The sequence below is a fragment of the Gilliamella sp. wkB178 genome, from assembly GCF_001690705.1.
GTDB lineage: Bacteria > Pseudomonadota > Gammaproteobacteria > Enterobacterales > Orbaceae > Gilliamella > Gilliamella apicola_K.
Genome location: NZ_LZGK01000001.1, coordinates 172,984 through 199,006, shown reverse-complemented (window position 1 = coordinate 199,006; position 26,023 = coordinate 172,984). Strand labels below are relative to the sequence as shown.

The following is a 26,023-nucleotide window of genomic DNA, read 5'->3' as shown; positions in this document are numbered from 1 at the left end:
ACATTAAGATGTCTAAAGAAAAATTTGAACGTACAAAACCCCACGTTAACGTTGGTACAATCGGCCACGTTGACCATGGTAAAACAACTTTAACTGCTGCAATTACTTCTGTTCTTGCTAAAAAATACGGCGGGCAAGCACGTGCATTCGATCAAATCGATAACGCACCGGAAGAAAAAGCACGTGGTATTACCATCAATACTTCACACGTTGAATACGACACCCCAACTCGTCACTACGCACACGTAGACTGCCCGGGCCATGCTGACTATGTTAAAAACATGATCACTGGTGCAGCACAAATGGACGGTGCTATTTTAGTAGTAGCGGCAACTGATGGTCCTATGCCACAAACACGTGAACACATTCTATTAGGACGTCAAGTAGGTGTTCCATACATCATCGTATTCTTAAACAAATGTGATATGGTTGATGATGAAGAATTATTAGAATTAGTTGAAATGGAAGTACGTGAACTTCTAACTCAATATGATTTCCCGGGTGACGATACACCAGTAATTCGCGGTTCTGCGCTAAAAGCATTAGAAGGCGATGCAGCATGGGAAGACAAAATTGTAGAATTAGCAGAAGCATTAGACAGCTATATTCCAGAGCCACAACGTGATATCGATAAACCATTCCTACTTCCAATTGAAGACGTATTCTCAATTTCAGGACGTGGTACAGTGGTAACAGGTCGTGTAGAACGCGGTGTAATCAAAGTTGGTGAAGAAGTTGAAATCGTTGGTATCAAACCGACAACAAAAACAACTTGTACTGGTGTAGAAATGTTCCGTAAATTACTAGACGAAGGCCGTGCAGGTGAAAACGTTGGTGTATTACTACGTGGTACTAAACGTGAAGAAATCGAACGTGGTCAAGTATTAGCGAAACCAGGTTCAATCACACCACATACTGATTTTGAATCAGAAGTATATATCTTAAGCAAAGAAGAAGGTGGCCGTCATACTCCATTCTTCAAAGGTTACCGTCCACAGTTCTACTTCCGTACAACTGACGTAACAGGAACCATCACATTACCAGAAGGTGTAGAAATGGTAATGCCTGGAGATAACATCAAAATGACAGTATCATTAATTCACCCAATCGCAATGGCAGACGGCTTACGTTTTGCTATCCGTGAAGGTGGTCGTACTGTTGGTGCTGGTGTTGTTGCTAAGGTTATTAAATAATTTAGCTAACTATTTAGAGCATCACTGATGCTCTTTATCAGCAGAAAAGGCGCACATAGTGCGCCTTTATATTTTCTGGTAAATTATTAAATCACAATAAGTTTAAGAAACCACCCCAACAGTCAAAATGATATTTGCATAGCGCCGACTTTCTCCTGTTGCAACTACTAATAAGGTGTCATTTGATTTAGCCATAGCATAAAAATCATTACGCGCTACATAGCTAATATCAACAGATTGTGGAAGTAAGGCTTTATATTCACTTTCAATGGTATTGTCGAAATCTTGGGGATATTCCATTAGTGTCACTTTTTCGACATTAATATAATTTAGAATTTTATCTAAAACTGTGGTACTTTTAACTAAATCTTTAGATAAATTAAGATAGATAATTGTTGCATTTGGTGATGAATTTGTCACAAATGAATAATTACTATCAGTGATCAATATATTTGTTTTATGTCCACATTTAGCTAACGTAGCCAATAACTCTGGGTGTAAGATTTCAGACTTAATCATATTATTTCCTTATGCAACGTTGAAACTAATTAATGCACTTAGTTAACTAATTACATTCTATAAATTCCACCATTAATATCAATTGTTGCACCTGAAATAAAACCATCATACTCCGATGCTAAAAAGGTAATCACCCGAGCTACATCTTCTGATGTTCCTGCTCTAGCCAAAGGAATTGCTCTTATGGTTTCATCTGCAGATTCTTTAGTTGTATGTTGATTATGAAAGCGAGTTCCTAAAATTAAACCAGGTGCAACAGCATTTACTCTAATACCATATTGACCAAGCTCAGCAGCTAAAGAACGTGTCCATGTTAAAACTGCACCTTTAGTCATTGAATAAACTAGGGAGCCTGAATGACCGCCAGATCGTCCGGCTAAAGAAGCTAGATTAACAATACTTGCGCCATTAGTCGCCTTTTTTAAATAAGGTAAAGCATTCTGAGTTACATTTAACATCGTCGTCATATTGACATCAATCACTGTCTGCCAAAATTTTTGATCAATCTCACCTAACCACTTTCTTGCTATAATGCCACCAACATTGTTGACTAAAATATCTATACCACCAAGAAATTTTTCCGCTTCCGTTACACATTTCTTGGTATCATCTTCATTAGTTAAATCAGCATAACCGTAGGTGGCTTTTTGACCAAGAGATTGAGCTAAACTGACTAATTCTTTAGGCCCTTCCTCTCCATTGAAATAATGAATATAAATATCACAACCAGCTTCAATAAGTGACTTTGCTGTAGCTTTTCCGATACCTTGCTCAGCACCTGTAATTAATACTTTTTTACCAGTTAACTTTCCCATTTTTATCTCCTATTGGGTAAATAGTTATTGAAATAAAATTTAGTTGTTACTGGTAACGGGATGAGCGTCAAATTATAAAGATAAACCAACAAAAGGATGTGACATATATCACAAAATAACAATTTTATTAGCCTCAAAAAAATCAACTTATCACTATAAACCTTGTTCTGAAAAGGAAACAAACTAAAACGTTATAGTAAAATATTAGTAGTTGATTTTCATTAATTTTGATCTTGGTCACAAATTTAATAATTTGATAAAAATTATTGTTTACTATTTGGGCAAATTAAAACAATATTTACTATAACGTTACAGTAAAACGTTATAGAAAGGTAACGGGATGAATATTTGGATTTTTAAGATTAACCTAACTTGAGGTTTTTATTATGACTATATTAAAACAGCTTTCAACTACTAAGAAAGTTATTTCAACTGTACTCTTGTGCTTATCCACAATGGTATTTTCAATTCCAAGCTCTTATGCCGCGTCACAGATTAATATAAGAGTCTATTCATCTCTACCTGAAAATAATAATTCTGCTCATTACCTTTGGTATGCGCGTTTTAAAGAAAATCTAGCTAACAAAACAGGGGATAAAGTTAAATTCAGTTTTTTCCCTAATGCAATGCTAGGTAAAGAAGCTGATGCGGCTCAACAAGTAAAAGTTGGTGCACTAGATATCATGATTTCAGGCACATCAATTTGGTCAACATTAGTACCAGAAATTGGCATCCTTGATTCCGGATATCTTTTTAACGATATGAATCATGTAGGGCGTTCGCTTGATGGTGATGCAGGCAACAAACTTGCTGCCATCATGCAAAAAAAGGCTAATATTCAAGTATTAGGTTTTGGTTATAGTTTAGGTGCCAGAAACATTTATACTAAAAAACCAGTTAATACTCCTGAAGATCTCAATAGTTTAAAAATCAGAGCATTACCAGTACCTAATTTTCTTGAAACTATAAAAAGTATGGGAGCTGTGCCTATTCCAATGCCTGGAGGAGAAGTCTATTCAGGGCTACAAATGGGAGTTATCGATGGTGTTGAACATGATGCACCAACAGTGTTAACTAGTAAATATTATGAGCAGACCAAAAATGCCATATTAAGTCAACACATTTACAATCCTATTGTAGCCGTAATGAATAAACAAGCCTTTGAACGCCTTCCTTCTGAACTTAAACAAGAATTTTTAGCTGCAGCAAAAGAAGCCACACAATATGAAAGAAGTTTATCTTCAACTGCTGAACAACAGGCAATAAGTGAACTTAAATCATTAGGAGTAAACTTTATAGAAGTTGATAGAGCGTATTATAAAGAAAAGACAAAACATGTTCATGAAGATTTCGTCAAAAAATATCCACAAACTCAAGAAATCGTGGAATATATTTATTCAGTTGAATAAATTGAAATTTCTTTAGGAGAAAGTTATGTCAGATATTACTGGTACAAAAAAAATAATTGTTCCAGTGATATCCCCATTAAGTAGTTGGTTAACCAAAATGACCGCTATTTTAGGGGGAATATCACTCTTTATTAACGTTATCGTTGTATTTTCCTCAGTTATATTTCGTTATGCTTTTCATTCACCTTTAGAATGGGCTGAAGAAGTTGCCAGAGCATTGATGATAGCCTTAGTGTTTTTTGGGGTTGCGACTTCATCAGGGAAAGGTGGACATATTGGTATTGATCTTTTTTTAGGGTTACTACCTAACTCAATAAGACATTACGTAGTACATGGTACACGTTGGATTTTGGTTTGTGTTTCACTAGGATTAGTAATTTCAAGTTACAATCTAGTTGAAATAACTTTAGAACAGACAACCGAGACAGGCATGCCGTTAGCGCTGTTTTATGTTCCTGTATTTATCGGTGCCACTGTAATGTTTATTGCAACATTAGAACACGCTTTTCAAGAAGATAAAAAAATCGTATTAAGAAGTGGTATTGGCGTTATCTGTTTAATGGTTATAGGTTATAGCTGCCAAATATTACTACCTGATTACACAGCCTTACCTGCTGTTTTTATGTTTATTTGCTTCATTTTAGGCATTATTGCCGGAATCCCAATTGCCTTTACACTAGGTTTATCCGCAATGGTCTTCTTTTTGAGTAATCCGACTTTACCATTTGTCTTTTTTGCACAACAAGTTTCTGCTGGTGTAGATCATTTTGTTTTACTTGCTATACCATTCTTTCTATTGGCTGGCGCAGCAATGGAAGTCAATGGCATGTCATCAAGATTAGTCGAATTTATTGTTCGAGGAATGGGTAAATTTAAAGGTGGATTAAATATGACCACCGTATTATCTATGGCCTTCTTCTCGGGGATATCAGGTTCTAAATTGGCAGATGTTGCAGCTGTCGGTGGAGTATTAATGCCTGCAGTAAAAAGAACTAAACAGAGTAATGAAGATGCAGCCGGAGTATTTGCCGCTTCAGCAATAATGGCTGAGTCTATTCCACCTTGCGTTAATCTTATTGTTATGGGCTTTGTTGCCAACATTTCAATTGGAGCACTCTTTATTGCCGGAATCGTGCCAGCGGCTTGTTTATTAATCATTTTATTAATTACTGCTAATATTTTTGGAAAAAGAATTAATGTTGCCGATGCTTACCCTGTGCTTATGCCTAGAAAACAATTAATTATTGGCGCTACAGTTGGTTTACTCATGATTCTTATGATTGGCCGAGGAGTAGTTGCAGGTATAGCTACATCAACTGAAATTTCAGCTTTTGCTGTAGTTTATGCAATTGTTGTAGGCCGTATTGCCTTTAGAGAATTAACACTAAAAGCGACAATTAAATTATTTATTGATATGTCAGCTATGTCTGGAATGTTACTATTTATTGTTGCCTCAGCTACAAGTCTCTCTTATGCATTAACGATTGAAATGATCCCTCAAAAATGTGCTGATATTCTTGTTTCTATCGGTAATAATCACGGAGCATGGTTATTTCTATTAGTATCTATTATTATTTTGATTATATTTGGCTCTGTATTAGAAGGCGCTCCGGCACTCATTATTTTTGCACCAATACTCGTTCCAATAGCAATCCAACTAGGATTTCACCCATTACATTATGGTATTGTCATGGTATTTGCTATGGGATTTGGTTTATTCTCACCACCAATAGGATTAGGTTTATATGCAACATGTACTATTTGTGGTGTAACCATGAAAGATGTAATGCGACCAATGCTTAAATATCAACTAGTTATTTTCACTGGTATTATTTTAGTCGCTTTATTCCCGATGGTAACAACTTGGTTACCAAATATCATGGGCTACTAATTAACATAATTTGCTAATTAACTAACTATTAATTAGCAAATATTTAACCCATTGGCCTGTCTTAATCATTTTGATAAGTAACAATGCAATAATTTTAGTATTAGCTATATAATACATAACCAATTAAATTACTAATATAAATTACTCATTGCAATTGAAAATAAGTTCAGTTGTCCTAAAACTTTTTGTATAGTGTATCGCATATAAAAATAGATCAAATGACTCATAAGGAAAATTAGGAATGGTTGACATTCGCGATGTTGCTAAACATGCTGGTGTTTCTGTTAGTACAGTTTCAAATGTATTAAATGGACGAATAAACCAAATGCGACAAGAAACCCTTGTTCGTATTGAAGAAAGCATTAAAACATTACAATACCATCCCAATAAACTTGCACAACAACTAAAAACAGGGCATGTAAAAATGCTAGGAATCTTAGTCCCATCGATTATGAATCCAAATTTTTCAGCCTTAGTTAATAATATTGAATCAATTGCTAAAGAAAAGTATGGCTACCAAGTTTTATTAGCTAATACATACCGTCAAGACAAACAAGAAAAATTATTTTTAAATGACCTTTTTTCTTTTGGCGTAAAAGGAGTAATTGTTGTTTCATCCTCGATAGAAAAAAAACATTTTATCACTGCCATAAAAAAAGGAATGGTAATGGTTAATTATGATGGATTAACCTCAGAAGAAGATCACCGAAGAAAAAAAATTCTTATTGATAGTGTTTCAATGGATAATTTTCAAGCAGGAAAATTGGCTGCTGATTATCTACTTGATCAAGGTTGTAAAAATATTATCTTCGCCACAATCAAAGGCAATATTACTAGCCGGAAAAATAAAATATTGGGGTTCCTAGACAGTTTAGAAAAGGCCGGAATGAATACCAAAAATCGGATTGTTGAAGGAACTGCACAATTTGCATACGGAGACACAGAACTAGCTGAATTAGGGAAAAGCTTGGCAATAGAAATCACTAAAAATAGGAAAAAGCTACCCGACGGTATAGTTGCAATTAATGATATGTTAGCAATCGGATTAATCTCCGAATTGGTTCGCTTGGGAATAAAAATTCCTCAAGATATCTCTGTTATTGGTATAGATAATATGTTTTTAGACACATTATTTAGTCCATCATTAACATCTATTGCTCCACCGTTATTGGATATGGCCACATTGATGGTAGATCGGTTAGTTACCACGCTTAATGGAACTAAAATAGAACCTCAAGAATTCTTATTTCAACCTAATCTAATTAAACGAGAATCAGTTGTATCAGCTAATTAATTAGTCTTTACGAAAAAGGTTTCACAAAAACCTTTTTCAGCACTATCGAACTAATACAGTTAATATTTTAAATATTTTTCTATCTTATTTGACAAATGTCATAGGCTATTTGTTATTTCATGCAAATAATACTCATTATCATTAACATGGATGAGAATTAAGATATTATGTATAAGATAAAAAAAACAGTTCGATTAACTATTATAAGTTCCCTTTGCTCAACAATTTTATTTAGTCATTACGCTATTGCGGAAACTAAACCCGACATAATAGTTGTCACTCCAGATCAAAATTTGGACAAGAAAAATTCATTATCACCAACTTACCAGCAAGAACAAGCCAAGCTAAAACAAACGGCTGGGGCAACCAACCTTATTATTCCCGAACAAGAAAATCGCTTATCAACCTTACAAGATGCTCTAGATTTTCAACCAGGGATCATTATTCAAAACTTCTTTGGTGGTACTGATCAGCCAAGATTAAATATCCGTGGTTCTGGAGTACAAAACTTCCCACTTTCTCGTGGCGTTTTATTATTACAAGACGGTTTACCCATTACTGATGCCGATGGTGATTTTCACATTAGTACCTTAGACATGCGTGACACTCGCCTAATCTCAGTTTATCGTGGTGCCAATAATAGCCATCCACAAAGTAATAGTTTGGGTGGTGAATTAAACTTCATCTCTTATACCGGAAAAGATGAATTAGGCACCGCACGTTATGAATATGGATCATTTGGCAGGGAAGCTGCCCAAGTTGCACTGGGTAATGACAGTAAAGAATATGGTATTGATGGGCGACTCAGTTTATCTTATGACCATTTTGATGGCTACCGCGATCATTCAACTTCACAACGTAAAACCGTGCGCTCCAATTTTGGTTATAGCACCGAAAATTTTGAAAACCGCACCTGGTTAAGTTGGACTGATTTACGCTTTGATATTCCTGGCCCATTATCACAACATAAAGTGAAAAGTGATCCTACAAGTATTTTTAAAGTAGTGGCAATGAGAGATCCACATCGTAATGTTCAGCAAGGGCGTATTGCTAACCGTTCTAACTGGACCATCGGCGATCAATCTATCGAACTTGGTTTATGGCATCAACGCACCCACGACAACTTTGTCACGCCAACAACTTACTTCTTGAGTGGTGCTAACACTTCCGGTGCGCAACTTTCATATAATGCAGCTTTGGGTGATTTTAGCTATCATAGTGCTCTAGCTTGGGACAAAACTGATCTGGATCGCCAATTATTAATGAATCGTCGTAATACGAGGATGAATAAACGCAAGCTCGGTAAATTTGATGCCACTGCCGAAAATATTTATGGTTCTCTTGGTACATCGTGGCAAATTAATCCTGATTGGCAACTTAATTTAGATACCAAAGTCACCCATGCCAAACGTGATGTTGACACTCGTCATTCTAAAAATTCTCTGGATCAATCATGGACATTTTGGTCACCTAAACTTGGTTTAATTTGGAACGCAACCACTGATAATCGTTTTTATGCTAACTTAAGTACCAGCAATGAACCAGCATCGTTTCGTGAAATTATTACTAGTGATGGCACCAAAGCCAAAGTTAATAAGTTAAATCGCCAAAAAGGTGTCACTGCTGAAATTGGCGGCAACGGTAAGATAATACAAGGTTTAAATTGGGATGTGGCTTTGTACCGTAGCATCATTAAAGACGAATATATAACCACTTATGATGCCAGTGGTAATGCAATTGGTGTATTTAATTATGCTAGTAAAACACGGCACCAAGGAATAGAGGCCGGCATAAAAGGTTTAACACCATCACTATTTGCAAGTGGTGATATTGAATACCGCTTGGCTTGGACTTATAGTGATTTTCGCTTTATGGGTGGCGAATACAATCATAACTATATTGCTGGTATTCCAAGAAATATTATTACTGCCGACATATTATATAAAATAAATAATTGGACATTTGGCCCTAACATGCACTGGTCACCAACCAATACACCGGTCGATCATGCTAATAGTATGAAAGTACAATACCGCGATCAATATGCTACTTTTGGCTTCAAAGTTAATTATCAAAGCCAGGATGGCTGGTCGGCTTATTTAACCGCGGATAACTTAACTGATAAACGTTATGCAACTGCATCTGTAGCTAATCGAGTCGTAACATCTAAAGATGAAATGACACTATTCCCGGGAATGGGCTTTAATTTAAATGGTGGGATTATCTATCATTTCTAAGTGTTAATGTAATTATCTGGCAGTTATATATTCTAGCTGTCAGATTAATTTTATTTAAAATGCACGTTGTGAAGGTAGGGTTAATTCATCCAAATAAGTTATATTCAAAATTATCACCTTATTACCTTCGATAGCAATAACTTTTTGTTTACGCCAACTGGACAACAAGCGACTTAGTGTTTCGTAGCGCATACCTAACTTAGTGGCTAATTGTCCTCGCGATATAGGCAAAATAAATTGATGCCCTTGTTTTGAAGATAACGACAAAAAATAAGCCCCTAAGCGTTGCTCTGCAGAACTAGAGGTTAACCAATCAATATTATTAATATGTTCATATAACTTGGCACTAAAGCGAATTAATAGCCGCTGCATGATAATGGGATTGGTTTTACATACTAGCAGTAAACTATTTTTTTCTAACAACAATACCGAGCAATCCGTTTTTGCTCTAATCGTCATGGGGAAGCGATTATGGGGCATAAATACAGCAGCGATTGCTACTAAGTCATAACAAGAAAAGATACCAAAGATTTTTTCTTCACCTAAATAGGTATTTCTATACACCTCAACTTGGCCACTAAGCACTAAAGAACAGCTGGATAGCGGCATGCCTTCATAGCTAATCATATCGCCCTGTTTAAACTCCATATAACTAGCATTCTCAATAATTGGCATTAAAGCATCCTGAGTTAATCCTTCAAATAATTTAACCTGATTTAACCAAGTTAAAATCTGTGGTTGAGTGGGTATATTTTTGACAAATGTCATAGGTTTTACCTCAAGATACTCTTAGAATAATTTCAATATAGTTGATAATAATTCTCATTTCAATGAATAAAATGATTTTATTCTTTAGGAATAACCATATGAAATATAATGTTTTATTTTTATTAGGTTATTACCAGCATACACAAAATAAGTATTTTTTATTAATAATTTACAGGAGCATCTTATGTCAAATAATACTATTACCCCGGCTCAAGCACTTGAATTGGCATCACTAATTAGCCCAACTGAACAAGGTATTGCCAGCCGAATTTTAGCCAAAACCTCTGGTGGCAATTTAACGCTATTTGCTTTTGATAAAGGACAAGGATTATCCGAACACAGTGCCCCATTCGATGCGCTTGTCATGGTAATTGATGGGGAACTCACTTTAATCATCGACGGTAAACCCGTTAAGGCAACACCGGGCACGATTGTAAGAATGCCAGCCAATATTCCGCATGCAGTTGAAGCCCCACAAGCGGCCAAAATGTTATTGATCATGTTGCGAGAAATTACATTAAAAACCAATTAATTTAAGGAATTTCATCATGAATAATAAAAAAGAAGCCGGGCATAAATTCCTAGCCCGTTTGGGTAAAACCCGGCTACGTCCTGGTGGTAAAACTGCAACTGAATGGTTGTTTCAACAGGCAGGGTTTACACCACAAAGCCAGGTATTAGAAATTGCATGTAATATGGGCACCACCTCAATTGAAATTGCCAAACGTTTTGGTTGTCATGTTACTGGCATAGATATGGATAAACTAGCACTTGAGCAAGCAAAACAAAATATCGCCAAAAATAAAGTTAGCCATTTAGTTAATGTACAACAGGCTGATGCCTCTAAATTACCCTTTGCCGATAACAGCTTTGATATTGTGATTAACGAAGCCATGCTAACTATGTATGTCAATAAAGCAAAAGCGCATCTACTCAAAGAGTATTTTCGCGTATTAAAACCCGGCGGTAAACTACTCACGCATGACATTATGTTAGTGCACCCGGAACAAGCTCAAGAGATCATTGACCGTATACACCAAGCAATTAATGTCAATGCCCAGCCGATTAGTTATGATGCTTGGCTTGAACTTTTTGCAGGTATCGGCTTTACCGATATTAAATCAAGCCATAATGCTATGACGCTAATGTCACCCAAAGGCATGATCACTGATGAAGGTTGGTTAGGAACTCTCAAAATTATACGCAATGCATTACGCAAACAGAATCGCCCTCAGTTTTTTAAAATGTTTACCACCTTTAAGCATAATAGCCAGCAACTTAATTATATTGCTTTATGTAGTGTTAAACCTCAATTAACAACTTAATTTAACACGACTTAAATTAATAACATATGTGAGCAACTAATAACTTTTCAGGTTTACGCTTATTATGGTAAACCTGAGCTAATTGACCGAAATAAAACTGACTAAATTGCCGATAATCATGAATTTTAGCCTGATTTCAATGCAAAAAGTAGCCAATTTAACCAAATTTTGCGCCGCCCTGCCATGACTTAACGGCGTTTTTTTGGTATAGTAAGCACCATTTTATTTAATTTGGAAAAATCATAAATCATGGACTCAATCCCTAATTGCCCTATTTGCCAATCACCACATACTTATCAAGATGGTACTTTTTACATCTGCCCTGAATGCGCTCATGAATGGGACCCTAACGAAGCTTCTAGCACTAATGATGAATTACAAGTAAAAGACAGTAATGGTAATTTACTTGCCGATGGTGACGATATTATTTTAATTAAAGACCTTAAATTGAAAGGCTCGTCTACCGTGCTGAAAAAAGGTGCTAAAGCCAAAGGTATTCGTTTAGTCGAAGGCGATCATGAAATTGATTGTAAAATTGATGGTATGAAAATCATGCTCAAAGCATGCTTTGTCAAAAAAGCATAATCTCAATTGATTTAATGCTGATACTTTCAGCATTAAAATCCTCGTTATTTTCTTCTTCACCATTAAGTTGCCTACTGATTTTAGGCTGTTTATAATCTATTCATACTATATTGGTTAGTATTTTTATACTGAAACGTATACTTCTCAGGAAACATCTTGACAAAAAATAGGCGCTGCTAATTAATCAACTAAATACCATAACATCGATGCGATTCTGGCAAACATTTGTTCAAAAATAAACTCAGCAAAAGTCGGTAATGTGGCAATTAAATAAGTTAACATGGTTAATCCTAATAATAATGTCAACGGATACCCTACCACAAAAATGGATAATTGCGGCGTGATTCTATTTAATAATCCTAGCGCCATATTGATGATCAACAACAATGTCATTAAAGGTAATGCTAATATGATGCCGTTAATAAATAATAACGCGTTCACCTCAATTAATGCTAAAAAACCATTGTCTTTTAATGGCATAACGCCAACCGGAATAATGTCAAAACTAGTGGCTAGGGCATGGAATAACCATAAATGACCATCGACACTTAAAAATATTAATAACGTAATGATGTTAATTAATCGTGATAGTACTGAGGTTGACGGTCCACCAATGGGATCAAAAAAGGTCGCCATACCTAATCCCATTTGCATGCTAATTAATTCGCCCGCAAACCTCACAGTCATAAAAGTAATTTGCATAGCAAAACCGATCATGACTCCTACCACTATTTGTTGCAAAATTATCCATATTCCCATTAACGAAAATAAAGTGATATTGTCAGCAGCTCTTGGTAATGGCAGGAGTATCGCAATACATAATGCTAACGCTATTTTTACTCGACTAGGGAGCTCTTTGTCACCAGTAATAGGTGCGACCATAATTAATGCTAATAGGCGCACAAAAGGAAAAAAACAATCAGTAATTAATGAGAAAAAATCAATATTAAATAGGCTATCAATAGCGTAATCCATTGGCTTTAATTAGTTAAATTGGGAATGCCGGTGATCACTATTTTGATATAGTCAACCATAATCGATAACATCGATGGCCCTAAAACCACTAATACCACAATAACAGCGATAATTTTAGGGATGAACGATAATGTCATTTCATTAATTTGCGTGGCCGCTTGTAATAAACTAATAATTAATCCGGTAATTAAAGCTGCCAAAAGTAACGGCCCTGCCAGTGATGCAGCAACTTTTATCGCCTGCATGGCTAAGCTACTAATATATTCTGTTGGCATAATGCTCCTCAACTAAAAAAACTTTGGGCTAATGAACCTAATAACAAGTGCCAACCATCAGCCAACACAAATAACATTAATTTAAAAGGTAATGACACCGTTGCTGGTGGCACCATCATCATCCCGAGCGCCATTAAGGTACTGGCAACAACCAAATCGATAACCAAAAAAGGAATAAAAATGGTAAAGCCAATTTGAAAAGCCGTTTTTAATTCACTAACCACAAACGCCGGAACCAATACTCTTAATGGAATATCGTCTCGAGTGGCAATATCATTGAGGTGCGCCATATTAACAAATAAGCCAAGATCAGCTTCGCGCGTTTGCGTTAACATAAATTCACGTAATGGCTTAGCAGCGGTGGTCAGGCCTTGTTGCATAGTAATTTGATCTTGAGAATAAGGTATATAGGCATCTTGATAAATCTTATCTATCACCGGGGACATGATAAAAAATGTCATAAATAAAGCGATACCTAAAATAACTTGATTGGGAGGTGCTGATTGGGTACCCAGTGCATTACGCAATAACCCTAACACAATAATAATTCGGGTAAAACTGGTCATTAATAGCAAAATTGCCGGAATAAAAGTCAGTAAACTCAGGAAGACTAAAGTCTCAACGGGTAATGACCAACTTTGGCCACCATTGGCTACCGGTTCACTTATAATCGATAACGGCAAAATTTCAGCATAACTGTATTGGCTAAATAAAAATAAACTGAGTAAAAATGTCAATTTTATGCGCAAAATTGGTTATTCCTTGTTACTTTTTAGGGTGGATTGCAATATTTGCTGAAATAAACTCTTTTTCAAACAATCATTAACCGCCGTTGATTGTGACAATAATATCTGGCTGCGTTCTTCGCTTAGTGTATGTAGTAATGTCATTTGCTGCGGCGTTACCCCTATCAACAATAATTGCTGATCGACCTGAACTAAGATAATACGTTCTTTGGGGTTGATGACATAACTGGCTTTGATATCAATTAAATTACCGGTAGTATTTTTGCCACCGAACCGCTTTACTAACCATCCTAGCACAAGGATGATGCTAATAATGCCGATAAAGGGTAGCCCAATGGATGTTCCGGCATGTGAATAAAAATTCACATCCGGTGCCGATGCTGAAGTAGTTATGGCTGAATAGGTGGTTAACTCTGAAGTTTGAGTTGCATCTAATAGGTTATTACTCATTAGCGACTCAATCTACGTACACGTTCTGAAGGTGTAATTATGTCAGTAATGCGGACACCATAGTTGTCACCCACTACCACAATTTCACCTTGTGCGATTAAATAACCATTGATTAAAATGTCCAACGGCTCACCGGCTAAACCATCTAAAGCAATAACCGAACCTTGAGTTAAATTTAATAGATCTTTAATCGCCATTTTAGTGCGACCAAGTTCAACACTCATACTAACGGGAATATCTAAAATAAGATTAATATCTTGTTTATTGTCTTGTGTCTGTTGCGGTGATAGCGTTTCAAAAATCGCTTCCTTAGTCAGCAAATCGTCACTATTACTATCGGTTTGGTTATCGTCATCAATTTGGTTAACATCAGTCATTGAGCATACCCTCATTCAATTGCTCTAATACAGGATTAATCACCTGCTCTACTTGAATTGCATATTGTTTATTCACTTTGCCATAATGGCCTTTTAGTATTGGCACCCCGCCTACTGTGACATCGAGGCTGGTCGGCTTTTCGATTACTAAAATATCATTCACTTTTAAAGCCAGCAGCTTGGCAACTGTCGTGTGGATCTGGCTAAAATTGGCTACCAATTCAACCATGGACTGTTTGATGCCACTGGTTAAAGAACTCATCCACACCTTATCATCTTGATAAGATTGCTGTTCACTCGGTGGTTTAATTAGCAACTCTTTAATCGGTTCCACCATTGAATAGGGAATACAAATACAAAATTTTGCTTTGCAATTACCTATTTCCACTGAGAAGGTAGAATTTAAGACAATATCATCCGGAGTATTGGTGATATTAGTAAATTTACTCTGTATTTCCGAACGAATATATTCAGTTTCAATGTTATAAATATCGGCCCATGCGTTTTGATAAATGGTTAACGCTAATTCTAAAACGCGCTTAATAATTTGTTGTTCGGTATGGGTAAATTCGCGTTCTTCTGTTTCCAGCCGTGAAATATACCCATCACCACCAAATAAAGTATCCACCACAATAAAGACTAATTCAGGCGAAAACGAAAATAACCCAGATCCTCTTAACGGATTAAGATGAACTAAATTCAAATGATTGGTTGCTGAAATGGACGAAAATTCATTAAACGTTTGTGGTTCAATCGGCGAGGCAATGACATCCGTATTACGCCGTAATAGATTAAATAAACCGATTCTAAATTGCCGCGCAAAACGTTCATTAATAATTTCTAAGGCAGTAAGTCGCTCAGGAATAAAATTATGCTTTACTGATAAATCATAAGGGCGTACATCTGTTTTCTTACCTAAGGTTACGGCAGGGTTTAGTTCATCCTCCGGTGCATCTGCGGTACTAACTGCTTGGCTATCAGTTACTTGTTCTAGATCTTCATGTTCATTAATGTCTGCTTGTGACTGCTGCTTATCAGACATAGTAATCACCGTATAATAAAATCAGTAAACAAAACTTCGTCAATTTTTACCAAATGTTTGCTGTCATATTGCCGAGATAACGTAGCTTTAACCTGTTCTTGCAATTCAAGTTTACCGGACTCGGTTTTTAATTTGTTAACATTCTGTTTGGATACTAACAGTAACACATCACTCCTAACTTCCGGTAAATACTCCAACAACACCGTTTTTTGATCTTCATCGGCAATGCGCAATACCATACCTATGTACAAAACCTTGTTAAGATCAACACTATCTTCATCAATTGGTAATGAGGTGGTGAAAGGTTTTAAGGTAATAAATACCGGTGCTGAAATGGGCTGAGCTTCAGGAACGGTCACGGTATGGGTGGGTTGTTTTTGATACCAAAAATAAACCGCCGCACCGGAAGCTAGCAACGTAATTAGGCTCAGTATTATGATTAAAATACTTACTTTTTTCTTGGTAGTTGGCATATTGATTATGGTCTCAGTAAAAAATTAAATATATTTATAACCAATAAGTTGGCTGGAATTCAAAATAACTTGTTAACATTTAATAAGTTAAATCTTAATGTTCCTCACATTAAATCTAGCTTTATCGTCAATATTTTCTTCACAACGCCATTGGATATATTAAATAACTAGCATGATAAAGTATGTTTACAAAATTGATTTAAAGAATAGGCGATAAAAATACCATCTATTCTGCGTTTTCAATTGTGGTTATCATCAATATTAACTATCAATAAGCCATTAATTGTTAGGCAAATATACTCAAACCTGCTGATGCTTGAGTTTGACTTAATGGTGTTTCAAGTTCTGGTTCTTCATTGGTTAAGACTAATTTTGTTGGTTTACTCGTTTTGGATTGTTGAAACATTGGCGATTGCTGTGAATCATTCATCATAGAAGAATCACTCACATCTGCTTGCTGTAGGGTGATCCCTTGTTGTTCTAATGAAGTTTTTAGTAAAGGTAATGCTGATTCTAATACGCCTTTTACTGTAGCATGGGCAGCCAACAAATGCAGATTTATTTTATCGTCATGCATACTCAATTTAATATGTAATGAACCCAATTCCTGAGGATGTAATTTAATTTCCGCAGTGGGGATATTTTGCCGTGTTAACATCACTATTTGCTGAGTTAATGAAGTTTGCCATTGATTGATATTAACTGGCATGGATAAGTTCAGCGTTTGTGGCATGGTAACTGATGATGATGACGAAATTTGCACATGATTATCAGGCATAAAAGCATTAACTGCATGGGTAGTTATTAATTGTGGTTTACTATCAGTAGTAGTTGCCAAATGATCATCAGGAAAATTGGTTTTTGCCACCATTGTACTAACACTCTCAGTATAGTTGCTATGTAGCGATGGTTCACCTGCAAGTGTTAATGCAATAACAGAGAATGGCTTAGTTGCAGTTGCAGTTGCAGTTTCAATATCAGCTTCAATTAATTGATGATTAAGCGCTGATTGTGTAGCTTTAGCTAGTTGGGGTTGAGGGTTATGAGTTAATTGTGCTGATGATAATACTGTTGATAATACGGATGGCGCTAACTGCTGATTAATGATTGGCGTTGATTGCGTAGCAATACTAAAATCAATGGGTAACTTTGCCTTTATCTGATCAAATTCATTTAGCAAAGTTGTATGGGTAGTGAGTAACCGATTATTTAACTGCTCGTTTACATTTGTTGGGCTACTAACTGTTAACAATTGACTTGGCGCTACAACTTGTTGGTCTAACAAAGGCATAATCATGGCAACCATATCAGGATTTACGGCTAAATCTTCTGTTTCATCATTGTCACTGTTTACGGCTGGTTTTACCGTAGCAGATAACTTATCAGTATCTTGGAAAGATTGGTTATTAAACTGTAATAATTGTTGAAATAAATCATCACTAACGGCTAAATCATCTGTTAGCGACTCCGCTGACTGAATTGATGGCAAATCGTTAATAATATTAATATTCATTGATTATTCTCCTGGCTAATTGTTGCTGAGCAAATTCATCAGTCAGTTTTTGTTGTAACCGATTTTGTTGTTGTTGATATTGTTGCTGCTGTTTGGTTAATAAGGTGGTATAAGTGTTAAGTTGCTTTTGGTGCTGATTAAATTTGGCGGTTATTTGTTTTTGTTGCATATTTAAGGTAACTAACAACTGTTGTTGTTGATTAATTCCTTGCTCTATAGTGGCAATAAACGCATTAAAATTATTCAGTTCTCCACCGGTGATCCCCAACGTTAACGCATCGGCTAACTTTTGTTGATATTCATGATAATAACCATTTAAAACATCTAACTGCGTTTTAGCATTATGATAATTTTCGTTGGCCTTTTTTAACTTGAGTAAAGTATCGTCTACTGCTTTTTGCGCTAATTTTTTTAAGGTTATAAACGCTAATTGACTAGGATTCTTGTTGATCATAATTTACTCCTAACCGGTTAACTCTGGTGCCACAATATTAACTAACTGTTGGTATGCTTCTTGATAACTACAATGTTCATGCATACCTTGTTGTAAGAATTTTTGCATCATTGGGAATAGTGTTATGGCTTTATCTAATAACGCATCAGTCCCGGCTACATAAGCACCAACATTAATCAAATCGCGATTACGCTGATAACTTGAAAACAGTTGTTTAAATAAGCGGGATTTTTGCTCATTTTCTGGAGCTGTTAGATCAGTCATTACGCGGCTTATTGAAGCTTCAATATCAATAGCCGGGTAATGCCCGGATTCGGCTAAAGCTCGTGATAACACAATGTGTCCGTCCAAAATAGCTCTAGCTGAATCAGCTATCGGATCTTGCTGATCATCACCTTCAGTCAATACCGTATAAAATGCGGTAATCGATCCATTGCCGCTGGCATCATTACCCGCTCGCTCAACTAATGCCGGTAATTTAGCAAATACCGATGGCGGGTACCCTTTGGTCGCAGGTGGTTCGCCAATGGCTAAAGCAATTTCGCGTTGCGCCATAGCATAACGGGTTAATGAATCCATAATCAGTAACACATTAAAACCTTGATCGCGAAAACTCTCGGCGATTTTAGTCGCATATGCCGCACCTTGCAGGCGTAATAAAGGTGAAACATCCGCTGGGGCGGCAACCACCACCGCTCTGGCTAAGCCTTCTTCACCTAATATATTTTCAATAAAATCTTTAACTTCACGCCCACGTTCACCAATTAAACCCACCACAATAATATCGGCTTTGGTATAACGCGCCATCATGCCAAGTAAAACACTTTTGCCAACACCAGAACCAGCAAATAACCCCATGCGTTGCCCTTGACCAACCGTTAACAAGGCATTTATCGCCCTTACCCCAACATCCAAAACTTGGTGAATTGGCGTTCGTTGTAATGGATTAAGGGTTTTATTGGCGAGCCCTTGAAACTTAACATGATCAGGCAAAGGTTTGCCATCTAAAGGTTTGCCTGTAGCATCCAGTACTCGCCCTAATAATGCTTTACCTATGGGTAACAATTTATGGCTAAAATGCGCCAACTCATATTGTGATGTATAAACTCTAGCACCTAACAAAATACCATCTGTTGATTCAAAAGGCATCAGGTAAAGCACCTGATCATGAAAACCCACGACTTCACATTCCACCGCTTCGGTTTTATTGGCTAACTGCCTTTCAACAAAACAATTTGAACCTAAGGGTAATTTTAAGCCGATCGCTTCCAACACCAATCCTGAAGCTTTAACTAATCGTCCGTATTGACGTATCAACGATACCGATTGCAATTGCTCCTGTGCTTGAGTAATTTTGGTTGACCACCGACAAGAAAAACGCACCTTAATCACTTTCTCCTTGGACACAATCAGCCATTATCTGCCAATGATTTGTGCAACTGGCATCAATTTCATTGTTATCAGACAACAACTTACAATTACCGGATTCAATATTAGGATCGGCGATTAATTGCCAATTATCTTGCTTAATTTGTTCACCCAATAGCGGCGCTAACAAAACTAAATCATCAGGATTAAGATGTAATAACAAAGGTTCCGATAATAGCGTACACTGTTCTATTAACGTTTTGATGGTATGCACTAATTGTTTTTGTTTTACTTTTGAGATTGAACCAACGGTCTTTTGTGCCGCTAATAACGCTAAATCAACTAATTTAGGCACAATTAATTCGTCAATATCGTGAAGAGACTGCTCAAAATTGCTCATTAAATGGGTTATTGCCTGCACTGCATTAGTTTTTTCAGCATTAAGTTGTTGTTCAATATGTTGTCGCCCTTCCTGTTGACCCAACTGGAAACCTTGTTCATAACCTATTTGGTTACCATCAATAAGGCCTTGTTGTTTACCTAAATCAAAACCTTCTTGATAAGCCTGCGCCTTAATTTGTGCCTTTAATTGTTGTAAATCTTGCTCAATCACTGCTGGATCAACGGCTGCCATTACTGGCTGTGGTTCTGATTCGGGTATATCAATGGTTTTAACTCGCTTGTCCTTACTTAATTGTGATCGTTTACTGGACGACAAATCCCGAAAATTTAGCGGTTGCCAGTTAAGTATATTCGATTGATTATACATATTCGTCATCACCACTACTTAAGATCATTTCACCACTTTCGGCTAATCGCCTTGCTATAACCAAAATTTTCTTCTGTTCGGTTTCCACTTGTGACAAGCGCACTGGTGGGCGATTTTCTAGATCTTCACGCAGAATAGCCGCGGCACGTTGGGACATGTTACTAAGTAATTTGTCACGCAAGCTAGTTGATGCGCCTTTCAAGGCAATTATCAATGTTTCATTATCGATTTCTTTAAGTAGCCGTTGGATACTTCTGTCATCAACTTCAACCAGATTTTCAAACAAGAACATTTCATCAATGATTTTTTGCGCCAATTCTGCGTCATAATCACGTAAAGCCCCAATAACCAATTCTTCTTGCTGACTCTTCATTAAGTTAATAATTTCTGCCGCGGTACGGATGCCACCTAAGTTATTAAGTTTCACATTTTGCCCATGTAATAAAGTAGATAAAGAAGTCGATAAAACTTCCAACGCCGAAGGCTCAACGCCACCAAAAGTAGCGATCCGTAACATCACATCATTACGTAATTCATCATCAAATAAATTTAGAATTTCCGCCGCTAAATCACGGTTTAAGTGGACTAGAATAGTGGCAATAATTTGTGGATGTTCTTTTTTAACTAAATCAACCGCACGAGCAGCCTCAACATAATTTAACATTTTAAGACCATCAGTAGTGTCTTCCCTACCGGTATCTAACAATTCATCGAGTAAGCGATTGGCTTTTTCTGTACCAATTGATTTTTCTAATATTGAACGTAAATATTCATTAGTATTGGTATTGGAGTTTAACACCGCACATTGTTCCAAGGTTAGTTGGCATTCATTTAAGATACTTTTCAATTGATCTTGAGAAAGTTGCGGTAATGACACCATAGAACTACTAATTTGTTGTACTTCTTTAGGGCTAAGATATTGCAACACTTTGGCTGCAAGTTCTTCCCCTAATACCATTAATACCGTAGCTGCTTTTTGAGATTCAGTTAATTTCATTTATTAGCATCCCCATTATGCATCCAACCACGAATAATTAATGCCATAACTCGAGGTTCTTTCTCGACAAGTTGTCGAATATATTGTTGTTGCTGCATATTATCTTCGAATATTTTCTGTTGCTGTTTACTATGCGCTTTATAATCCAACTTACCGTCTAAATTAGCCTGCGTGTCAGTGGTTGTATTTGGGGTATTAAAAAACTGCTGTTGTAATTTCAGCCACATTGATTTTAAAAGCTTGCGCCAAAGCAACCATAAGATTAAAAATAAAATTAGGTATTGGATGATGGATTTAACTAATTGGTAAAATTCCGCCGTTTTCCAAAATGCAGGCATGTCATCCTCATCAAATATTTGATTGGTAAATTTTAAATTAGCCACTGTTAAGGTATCACCGCGTAAATCAGAAAAGCCCATAGCTTGGCGCGCTAATGCTTCAATATTTTTAAGCTCATCGCTATCCAGTTTGGTCCAATGATTGGTAGTAACCGCAGTACTGTCATTTTCTTGATTCTCATTTGCTTCTGATTCGGCAGTCACAAATTTATAGTTAACCAATACCGCAACGGATAAGCGCTTTATTCGCCCTTCGGGGATTTGACTATGGATAATTTGTTTATTTACTTCAAAATTTACCGTGTTATTCAATTGTGAATTATAAATTTTTGGCTTTTCGTCTTTTTCGGTTGACGGCGCTTCTTCATCAATTGGCGCACTCGGTGTGGGTACTGGTTGATTTGATAAGGCACCAGGCACGCCACCAACACCCTGACTATTAGCTAATTGGCGGTTTTCAACTTGCTGTTTACTACGCATGGTTTGATTAGCCAAATCACTATTAGGATCATACGTTTCCGAGGTTGATTCTTGCCGACTAAAATCGACATCAGCATTGACCTGTACCATCACATTATTTTTACCCATAATCGGGATAATTATTTTTTCGACGCGCTCACGAATACTATTTTCAATGCGTTCACTAAATTCTAATTGGGCGACATTAGCATTTTTTTCACGGTAATTGTCACCAGTTAGCAAATTACCATGTTGATCAATAATGGTGACTTTATCGGCTTGTAGTTCCGGAACACTGCTAGAAATTAAGTGAATAATGGCAGCAATTTGTCCTTGAGATAAAGTTCGTCCGGGTAATAAAGTTAAGGCTACAGAAGCAGAAGGGAACTTTCTTTCACGAACAAATAACGATGGCTTCGGCATTGCTAAATGCACTCGAGCATCAGCAATGCTACTAATTATGGCAATAGTTCTCGACAATTCACCTTCTAAAGCACGCTGATAGTTGATTTGCTCATTGAATTGACTCATACCAAAATTTTCTTTATCGAGCAACTCAAAACCAATAGCTCCACCTTTGGGTAAGCCTTGCTGCGCAATACGTAAACGAGTGTCGTAAACTTTATTTTCAGGGATTAGAATGGTTGAACCGGAAGATGAAAAACGATAAGGGATATTCATTTTATCTAGCTGGCTAATAATTTCGCCGCCATCTTTATCATTCAAATTACTAAATAAAACACCATACGTTTCATCTTTAAGCCATAAATAGGTAATACTAGCTATAGCAATAATGACTACGCCTATAATGGGTAGTACCATTTTATAATTTTGTTTTAACAGATTAATAAAAGGTAACTTATTTAGCTTTGATTTATCTTTAGTGCCGGCGTTCTGGCTATCCATAACAATCTCGATTCTAAACTGGCTAGATTAATTCTGTAGTTTATTATCTGTGTATTTTAAAAAATCAATAGATTAAAAAGCACCTTGTTTACCCCTTACTTATAGCTTTTAGAATTTTGGTTATATGCTAGATTAAAGTATGTAATTAAAACCAATAATCGTAGATTAATACCGATGACTATAATAAATCCATTTCATTCAGTGACAGCAATAACACCACCGACAACAGAAGGTATTGCTCAACAACCCAATCTGACCAATGATAACCAATTCCTGAGTGAATTAACGAAAGCATTAGATGCTATTAGTCAAACACAAATTCAGGCAAGTAATACAGCTAAAGCCTTTGAAATGGGTGAACCGAATATCGCATTAAACCAAGTAATGGTAAATATGCAAAAATCGTCGGTTTCATTGCAATTTGGCATTCAAGTCCGCAATAAACTCGTTGCTGCTTATCAAGAAATTATGAACATGAATATCTAAATTAAATCAAGTTAGCAACTTGATAATAATCTTGAAGGTGTGAATGTTGACTCACCTTCTCACCAATTAATTGACCAAGTTTAGTATGTTGATCGTAAATTAATTGGCGTAACTGTTGCTGATGATTTAATATCTCTTTGATATAATTTAAGATTGTCTGTTGCCCAGAATTAGCTAATTGTTTAATGGTGGTTATTTCACCATCGCCCATTAAATCTGCGGATAATTGTTGATATTGAGTCTGGCAATCCAATAATAAATCCCACTGCTGATCGCGCGCCAAGTGTACCATTTGTTTGGTAAGCAAACTAAATTGTTGATAATCATTTAATAAATTACTTGTTAGCATCATCCGTTCCTATAACTAAGCAATTTCACGCCAAGATTCGGCAATATTATTAAGTAAATCAAAACACAGGTGTAATTTATCCTGATCATTATGTAAATTAGCTAGCACTAATTGCTGGCTAATGTAACGATATAAATTATCAAGGTTTTCAGCTATTTCACCACCTTGTTCCAAATCTAAACAACTTTTAAGACCGTTATCAATTATATTTATGGCTTTAGATATAGCTTTACCTTTACCAGCAATATTGCCTTTTTGAATGTATAAATCAGCTAAGCGCATGGCATTGAGTGCACCATCAAATAATAACACAATCAATTGATGGGGTGATGCTTGGCTAACACAAGTTTCTAAATTCACTTGTTGGTAAGCTTGAGATCCTACTTTATACATTGTTTGGTCCTATTTTTTTAAATTGGTCATCATGTCAAATTGCGTGGTGAGATAATTACTCATGCTATCTAAAGAGTTAATTAATACATCCAACTTCGTAAACTGAACCCGATAACGTTCAATAGTTTGTTCAATAGAACTATTCACCTGTTCATAACGTTTATCTAATGATTTTAAGGTTGAGTTTAAACCATTAGTGACCGAATCAATCATCCCTTCACTATCAATAAAACTACTAACTTTAGCCACTACCTCATTGGCAATGCCAGTGGTTTCACCATTACCAATAAATAACTGCGCCACCGCATCACTATTTTCGCTTAATGCTTTTTGCAACTGATTTTCATTAATCGTCAATGTGCCATTGTTATCCATGTTAATGCCAATTTGAGCTAAAACTGTAAATTCGCCACTTTGCCCCTTAGCAAATATTGAACGAATACTTTGATCAATATTACGTAAGGTAGCATCGCCAATTAGTGGACCATTATTATTATTTAGTTCATCTGTATTGGTTTCTTTAGCTGTGAATTGGGTTAATGTGGCTATGGTTGCTTGCAATTGATTAAAGGCTTCTACCCATTGCTTAATCGCTTCTTCAGCCTTGTCGTTATCGGCAGTTATGGCTAAATTCTGACTAGTTGGCGTCGTGGCTTTTAAGGTAATATCCACTCCTGCTATCACATCTTTCACTGTGTTTGTCGCGCTAGTTATAGCAATGCCATTGAAAGTAAATTTAGCATCTTGAGCTTGGCAAACTTCACTCATAGCACTAGTACTCGGCTGCTTGTTATCAAAACCAATAACACTATTTAACTGTTCATCATCCGACGAGATAGCCGTAATGGCTTGTTGTTCACCGGTTTCTTTGGAAGTAATGACTAATTGATAATTATTAGTTCCTGAACGCACGATGCTAGCATTCATGGTCGAAGCACTAGCGGTGCCATCGGCATTAGTCACTTGCGCATTATTAATCGCATCAGCAATGGCTTGTAAAGAAGTCTCATCTTTACCTAAAACAACTTCTAGTTTATCGCCATTAGCTTGCTCAATGGTAATGGTCCGTGATTCATTGTCATTACCAAGCAAAGCGGTTTTATCAGTCATCGCGGTGGTAGCAACACTATGAGAAGTAGCTAACTGATCAACGGTCACCACATAATTACCTAAGGCGGCTTTACTATTTACTTTAACCGCAAAATAATTATCGTTAGTAACGGCATTGCGGCTTTGGAATAATTCTTGTTTTTGTAATTTTTGGGTTGCGGTATTAAATGCGGTTAAAGAACTTTTTAACTTACCAAAACCACTAATTTTGGCATTTACAGTTTTTTGTTGGCTAGTAATGGGTGTAAGACGTGTTTTTTCCACTGCCTCTAATTGATTTAAAACTTCATTTAAATCAATCCCGGAACCTATCCCTAATACGCTCATTGCCATAACTTAATCAACCTATAAAAATTATTTGATATAGGGTTATATCGGCAGATTAATGCAGAAGTTTAGGTATTTATTAGCTAATAATGATTAATTATGGTGATGATTAAAGCTAAGCTTAGCGTTTAAATCAGTTTAATTTTCTGATTTATAATTAAATAATAAGAAATTAGCGAT

Annotated in this window: 28 protein-coding genes; 9 read left to right on the top strand and 19 right to left on the bottom strand. The window is 36.3% G+C overall.

All coding sequences use genetic code 11. The features are described from left to right. Window positions 1–8: 8 nt before the first annotated feature. Entirely contained in the window at window positions 9–1,193 is a 1,185-nt protein-coding gene (gene tuf / locus A9G13_RS00930) for an elongation factor Tu (RefSeq protein ID WP_065555756.1), read from the top strand. 102 nt (window positions 1,194–1,295) lie between these two features. Here the strand turns inward: tuf and A9G13_RS00925 are convergent, their stop codons facing one another. Together A9G13_RS00925 and A9G13_RS00920 are read right to left on the bottom strand one after the other, a co-directional pair. Further along, the gene (locus tag A9G13_RS00925) at window positions 1,296–1,712 is read right to left on the bottom strand and encodes an RbsD/FucU family protein (protein WP_065555755.1); all 417 of its coding nucleotides are present in this window, start codon (window positions 1,710–1,712) and stop codon (window positions 1,296–1,298) included. Between the two features lie 50 nt (window positions 1,713–1,762). Further along, window positions 1,763–2,527: an SDR family NAD(P)-dependent oxidoreductase gene (locus A9G13_RS00920; RefSeq protein ID WP_065555754.1), complete on the bottom strand. Its 765-nt coding sequence runs from the start codon at window positions 2,525–2,527 to the stop codon at window positions 1,763–1,765. Window positions 2,528–2,913: 386 nt separating this feature from the next. Between A9G13_RS00920 and A9G13_RS00915 the strand changes: the two genes are divergently transcribed. The 4 genes from A9G13_RS00915 (at window position 2,914) to A9G13_RS00900 (ending at window position 9,358) form a co-directional block, all read left to right on the top strand. Beyond that, complete coding sequence (locus A9G13_RS00915; protein ID WP_065555753.1) at window positions 2,914–3,936, top strand: TRAP transporter substrate-binding protein; 1,023 nt, start codon at window positions 2,914–2,916, stop codon at window positions 3,934–3,936. 25 nt (window positions 3,937–3,961) lie between these two features. Beyond that, window positions 3,962–5,827, top strand: coding sequence for a TRAP transporter large permease (locus tag A9G13_RS00910; protein WP_065555752.1), 1,866 nt, complete (start codon window positions 3,962–3,964; stop codon window positions 5,825–5,827). Between the two features lie 241 nt (window positions 5,828–6,068). After that, complete coding sequence (locus A9G13_RS00905) at window positions 6,069–7,121, top strand: LacI family DNA-binding transcriptional regulator (protein WP_065555751.1); 1,053 nt, start codon at window positions 6,069–6,071, stop codon at window positions 7,119–7,121. A 167-nt stretch (window positions 7,122–7,288) separates the two neighbouring features. Further along, window positions 7,289–9,358, top strand: coding sequence for a TonB-dependent receptor family protein (locus A9G13_RS00900; protein ID WP_065555750.1), 2,070 nt, complete (start codon window positions 7,289–7,291; stop codon window positions 9,356–9,358). A gap of 54 nt (window positions 9,359–9,412) precedes the next feature. On the opposite strand, the gene A9G13_RS00895 is transcribed toward A9G13_RS00900, so the two are convergent. After that, complete coding sequence (locus tag A9G13_RS00895; RefSeq protein WP_065555749.1) at window positions 9,413–10,126, bottom strand: Crp/Fnr family transcriptional regulator; 714 nt, start codon at window positions 10,124–10,126, stop codon at window positions 9,413–9,415. A 184-nt stretch (window positions 10,127–10,310) separates the two neighbouring features. Here A9G13_RS00895 and A9G13_RS00890 point away from each other — a divergent pair, with 184 nt between their 5' ends. From A9G13_RS00890 to A9G13_RS00880, 3 genes are all read left to right on the top strand, one after another. Then, on the top strand, window positions 10,311–10,658 hold the full coding sequence (locus tag A9G13_RS00890) for a cupin domain-containing protein (protein ID WP_065555748.1): 348 nt from the start codon (window positions 10,311–10,313) through the stop codon (window positions 10,656–10,658). Window positions 10,659–10,674: 16 nt separating this feature from the next. After that, window positions 10,675–11,451, top strand: coding sequence for a class I SAM-dependent methyltransferase (locus A9G13_RS00885; protein WP_065555747.1), 777 nt, complete (start codon window positions 10,675–10,677; stop codon window positions 11,449–11,451). A gap of 249 nt (window positions 11,452–11,700) precedes the next feature. Next, window positions 11,701–12,036, top strand: coding sequence for a zinc ribbon domain-containing protein YjdM (locus A9G13_RS00880; RefSeq protein ID WP_065555746.1), 336 nt, complete (start codon window positions 11,701–11,703; stop codon window positions 12,034–12,036). A gap of 180 nt (window positions 12,037–12,216) precedes the next feature. Here A9G13_RS00880 and fliR read toward each other — a convergent pair whose 3' ends face one another. From fliR to fliF, 13 genes are all read right to left on the bottom strand, one after another. Further along, a complete protein-coding gene (gene fliR / locus A9G13_RS00875; protein ID WP_065555745.1) occupies window positions 12,217–13,011 on the bottom strand; it encodes a flagellar biosynthetic protein FliR in 795 nt (264 codons plus the stop codon). Window positions 13,012–13,016: 5 nt separating this feature from the next. Next, on the bottom strand, window positions 13,017–13,286 hold the full coding sequence (gene fliQ, locus A9G13_RS00870) for a flagellar biosynthesis protein FliQ (RefSeq protein WP_065555744.1): 270 nt from the start codon (window positions 13,284–13,286) through the stop codon (window positions 13,017–13,019). Window positions 13,287–13,294: 8 nt separating this feature from the next. Then, a complete protein-coding gene (gene fliP, locus A9G13_RS00865) occupies window positions 13,295–13,972 on the bottom strand; it encodes a flagellar type III secretion system pore protein FliP (protein ID WP_442902783.1) in 678 nt (225 codons plus the stop codon). Window positions 13,973–14,041: 69 nt separating this feature from the next. After that, window positions 14,042–14,482 (bottom strand): flagellar biosynthetic protein FliO, encoded by a 441-nt coding sequence (gene fliO / locus A9G13_RS00860; RefSeq protein WP_065555743.1) that lies wholly within the window; start codon window positions 14,480–14,482, stop codon window positions 14,042–14,044. Next, window positions 14,482–14,859 carry a flagellar motor switch protein FliN gene (fliN, locus tag A9G13_RS00855; RefSeq protein WP_081301110.1) on the bottom strand — a complete coding sequence of 126 codons (378 nt, stop codon included), beginning with the start codon at window positions 14,857–14,859 and terminating at the stop codon, window positions 14,482–14,484. Before fliN ends, fliO begins: the two co-directional genes overlap by 1 nt. Next, on the bottom strand, window positions 14,852–15,901 hold the full coding sequence (gene fliM, locus A9G13_RS00850) for a flagellar motor switch protein FliM (RefSeq protein WP_065555742.1): 1,050 nt from the start codon (window positions 15,899–15,901) through the stop codon (window positions 14,852–14,854). The genes fliN and fliM overlap by 8 nt, the downstream gene beginning before the upstream one ends. Before the next feature lie 5 nt (window positions 15,902–15,906). Next, window positions 15,907–16,374, bottom strand: a complete 468-nt coding sequence (locus A9G13_RS00845) for a flagellar basal body-associated FliL family protein (RefSeq protein ID WP_065555741.1) — start codon at window positions 16,372–16,374, stop codon at window positions 15,907–15,909. 286 nt (window positions 16,375–16,660) lie between these two features. Continuing rightward, entirely contained in the window at window positions 16,661–17,887 is a 1,227-nt protein-coding gene (locus tag A9G13_RS00840) for a flagellar hook-length control protein FliK (protein WP_065555740.1), read from the bottom strand. Beyond that, a complete protein-coding gene (gene fliJ, locus A9G13_RS00835; protein ID WP_065555739.1) occupies window positions 17,877–18,341 on the bottom strand; it encodes a flagellar export protein FliJ in 465 nt (154 codons plus the stop codon). Before fliJ ends, A9G13_RS00840 begins: the two co-directional genes overlap by 11 nt. Before the next feature lie 9 nt (window positions 18,342–18,350). After that, entirely contained in the window at window positions 18,351–19,694 is a 1,344-nt protein-coding gene (gene fliI / locus A9G13_RS00830; protein WP_218059113.1) for a flagellar protein export ATPase FliI, read from the bottom strand. Window positions 19,695–19,725: 31 nt separating this feature from the next. After that, entirely contained in the window at window positions 19,726–20,478 is a 753-nt protein-coding gene (locus tag A9G13_RS00825) for a FliH/SctL family protein (RefSeq protein ID WP_065555738.1), read from the bottom strand. After that, window positions 20,471–21,475 (bottom strand): flagellar motor switch protein FliG, encoded by a 1,005-nt coding sequence (gene fliG / locus A9G13_RS00820; protein WP_065555737.1) that lies wholly within the window; start codon window positions 21,473–21,475, stop codon window positions 20,471–20,473. The genes A9G13_RS00825 and fliG overlap by 8 nt, the downstream gene beginning before the upstream one ends. Continuing rightward, window positions 21,472–23,178 carry a flagellar basal-body MS-ring/collar protein FliF gene (fliF, locus tag A9G13_RS00815; protein WP_065555736.1) on the bottom strand — a complete coding sequence of 569 codons (1,707 nt, stop codon included), beginning with the start codon at window positions 23,176–23,178 and terminating at the stop codon, window positions 21,472–21,474. Before fliF ends, fliG begins: the two co-directional genes overlap by 4 nt. 174 nt (window positions 23,179–23,352) lie before the next feature. Between fliF and fliE the strand changes: the two genes are divergently transcribed. Beyond that, the gene (gene fliE / locus A9G13_RS00810; RefSeq protein WP_065555735.1) at window positions 23,353–23,664 is read left to right on the top strand and encodes a flagellar hook-basal body complex protein FliE; all 312 of its coding nucleotides are present in this window, start codon (window positions 23,353–23,355) and stop codon (window positions 23,662–23,664) included. A gap of 1 nt (window position 23,665) precedes the next feature. Here fliE and fliT read toward each other — a convergent pair whose 3' ends face one another. The 3 genes from fliT to fliD are packed head-to-tail and all read right to left on the bottom strand — an operon-like array spanning window position 23,666 to window position 25,849. Beyond that, complete coding sequence (gene fliT, locus A9G13_RS00805; RefSeq protein ID WP_065555734.1) at window positions 23,666–24,013, bottom strand: flagellar protein FliT; 348 nt, start codon at window positions 24,011–24,013, stop codon at window positions 23,666–23,668. 15 nt (window positions 24,014–24,028) lie between these two features. Next, window positions 24,029–24,406 carry a flagellar export chaperone FliS gene (gene fliS, locus A9G13_RS00800; RefSeq protein ID WP_065555733.1) on the bottom strand — a complete coding sequence of 126 codons (378 nt, stop codon included), beginning with the start codon at window positions 24,404–24,406 and terminating at the stop codon, window positions 24,029–24,031. A 9-nt stretch (window positions 24,407–24,415) separates the two neighbouring features. Next, window positions 24,416–25,849, bottom strand: a complete 1,434-nt coding sequence (fliD, locus tag A9G13_RS00795; protein ID WP_065555732.1) for a flagellar filament capping protein FliD — start codon at window positions 25,847–25,849, stop codon at window positions 24,416–24,418. Between the last annotated feature and the right edge of the window lie 174 nt (window positions 25,850–26,023).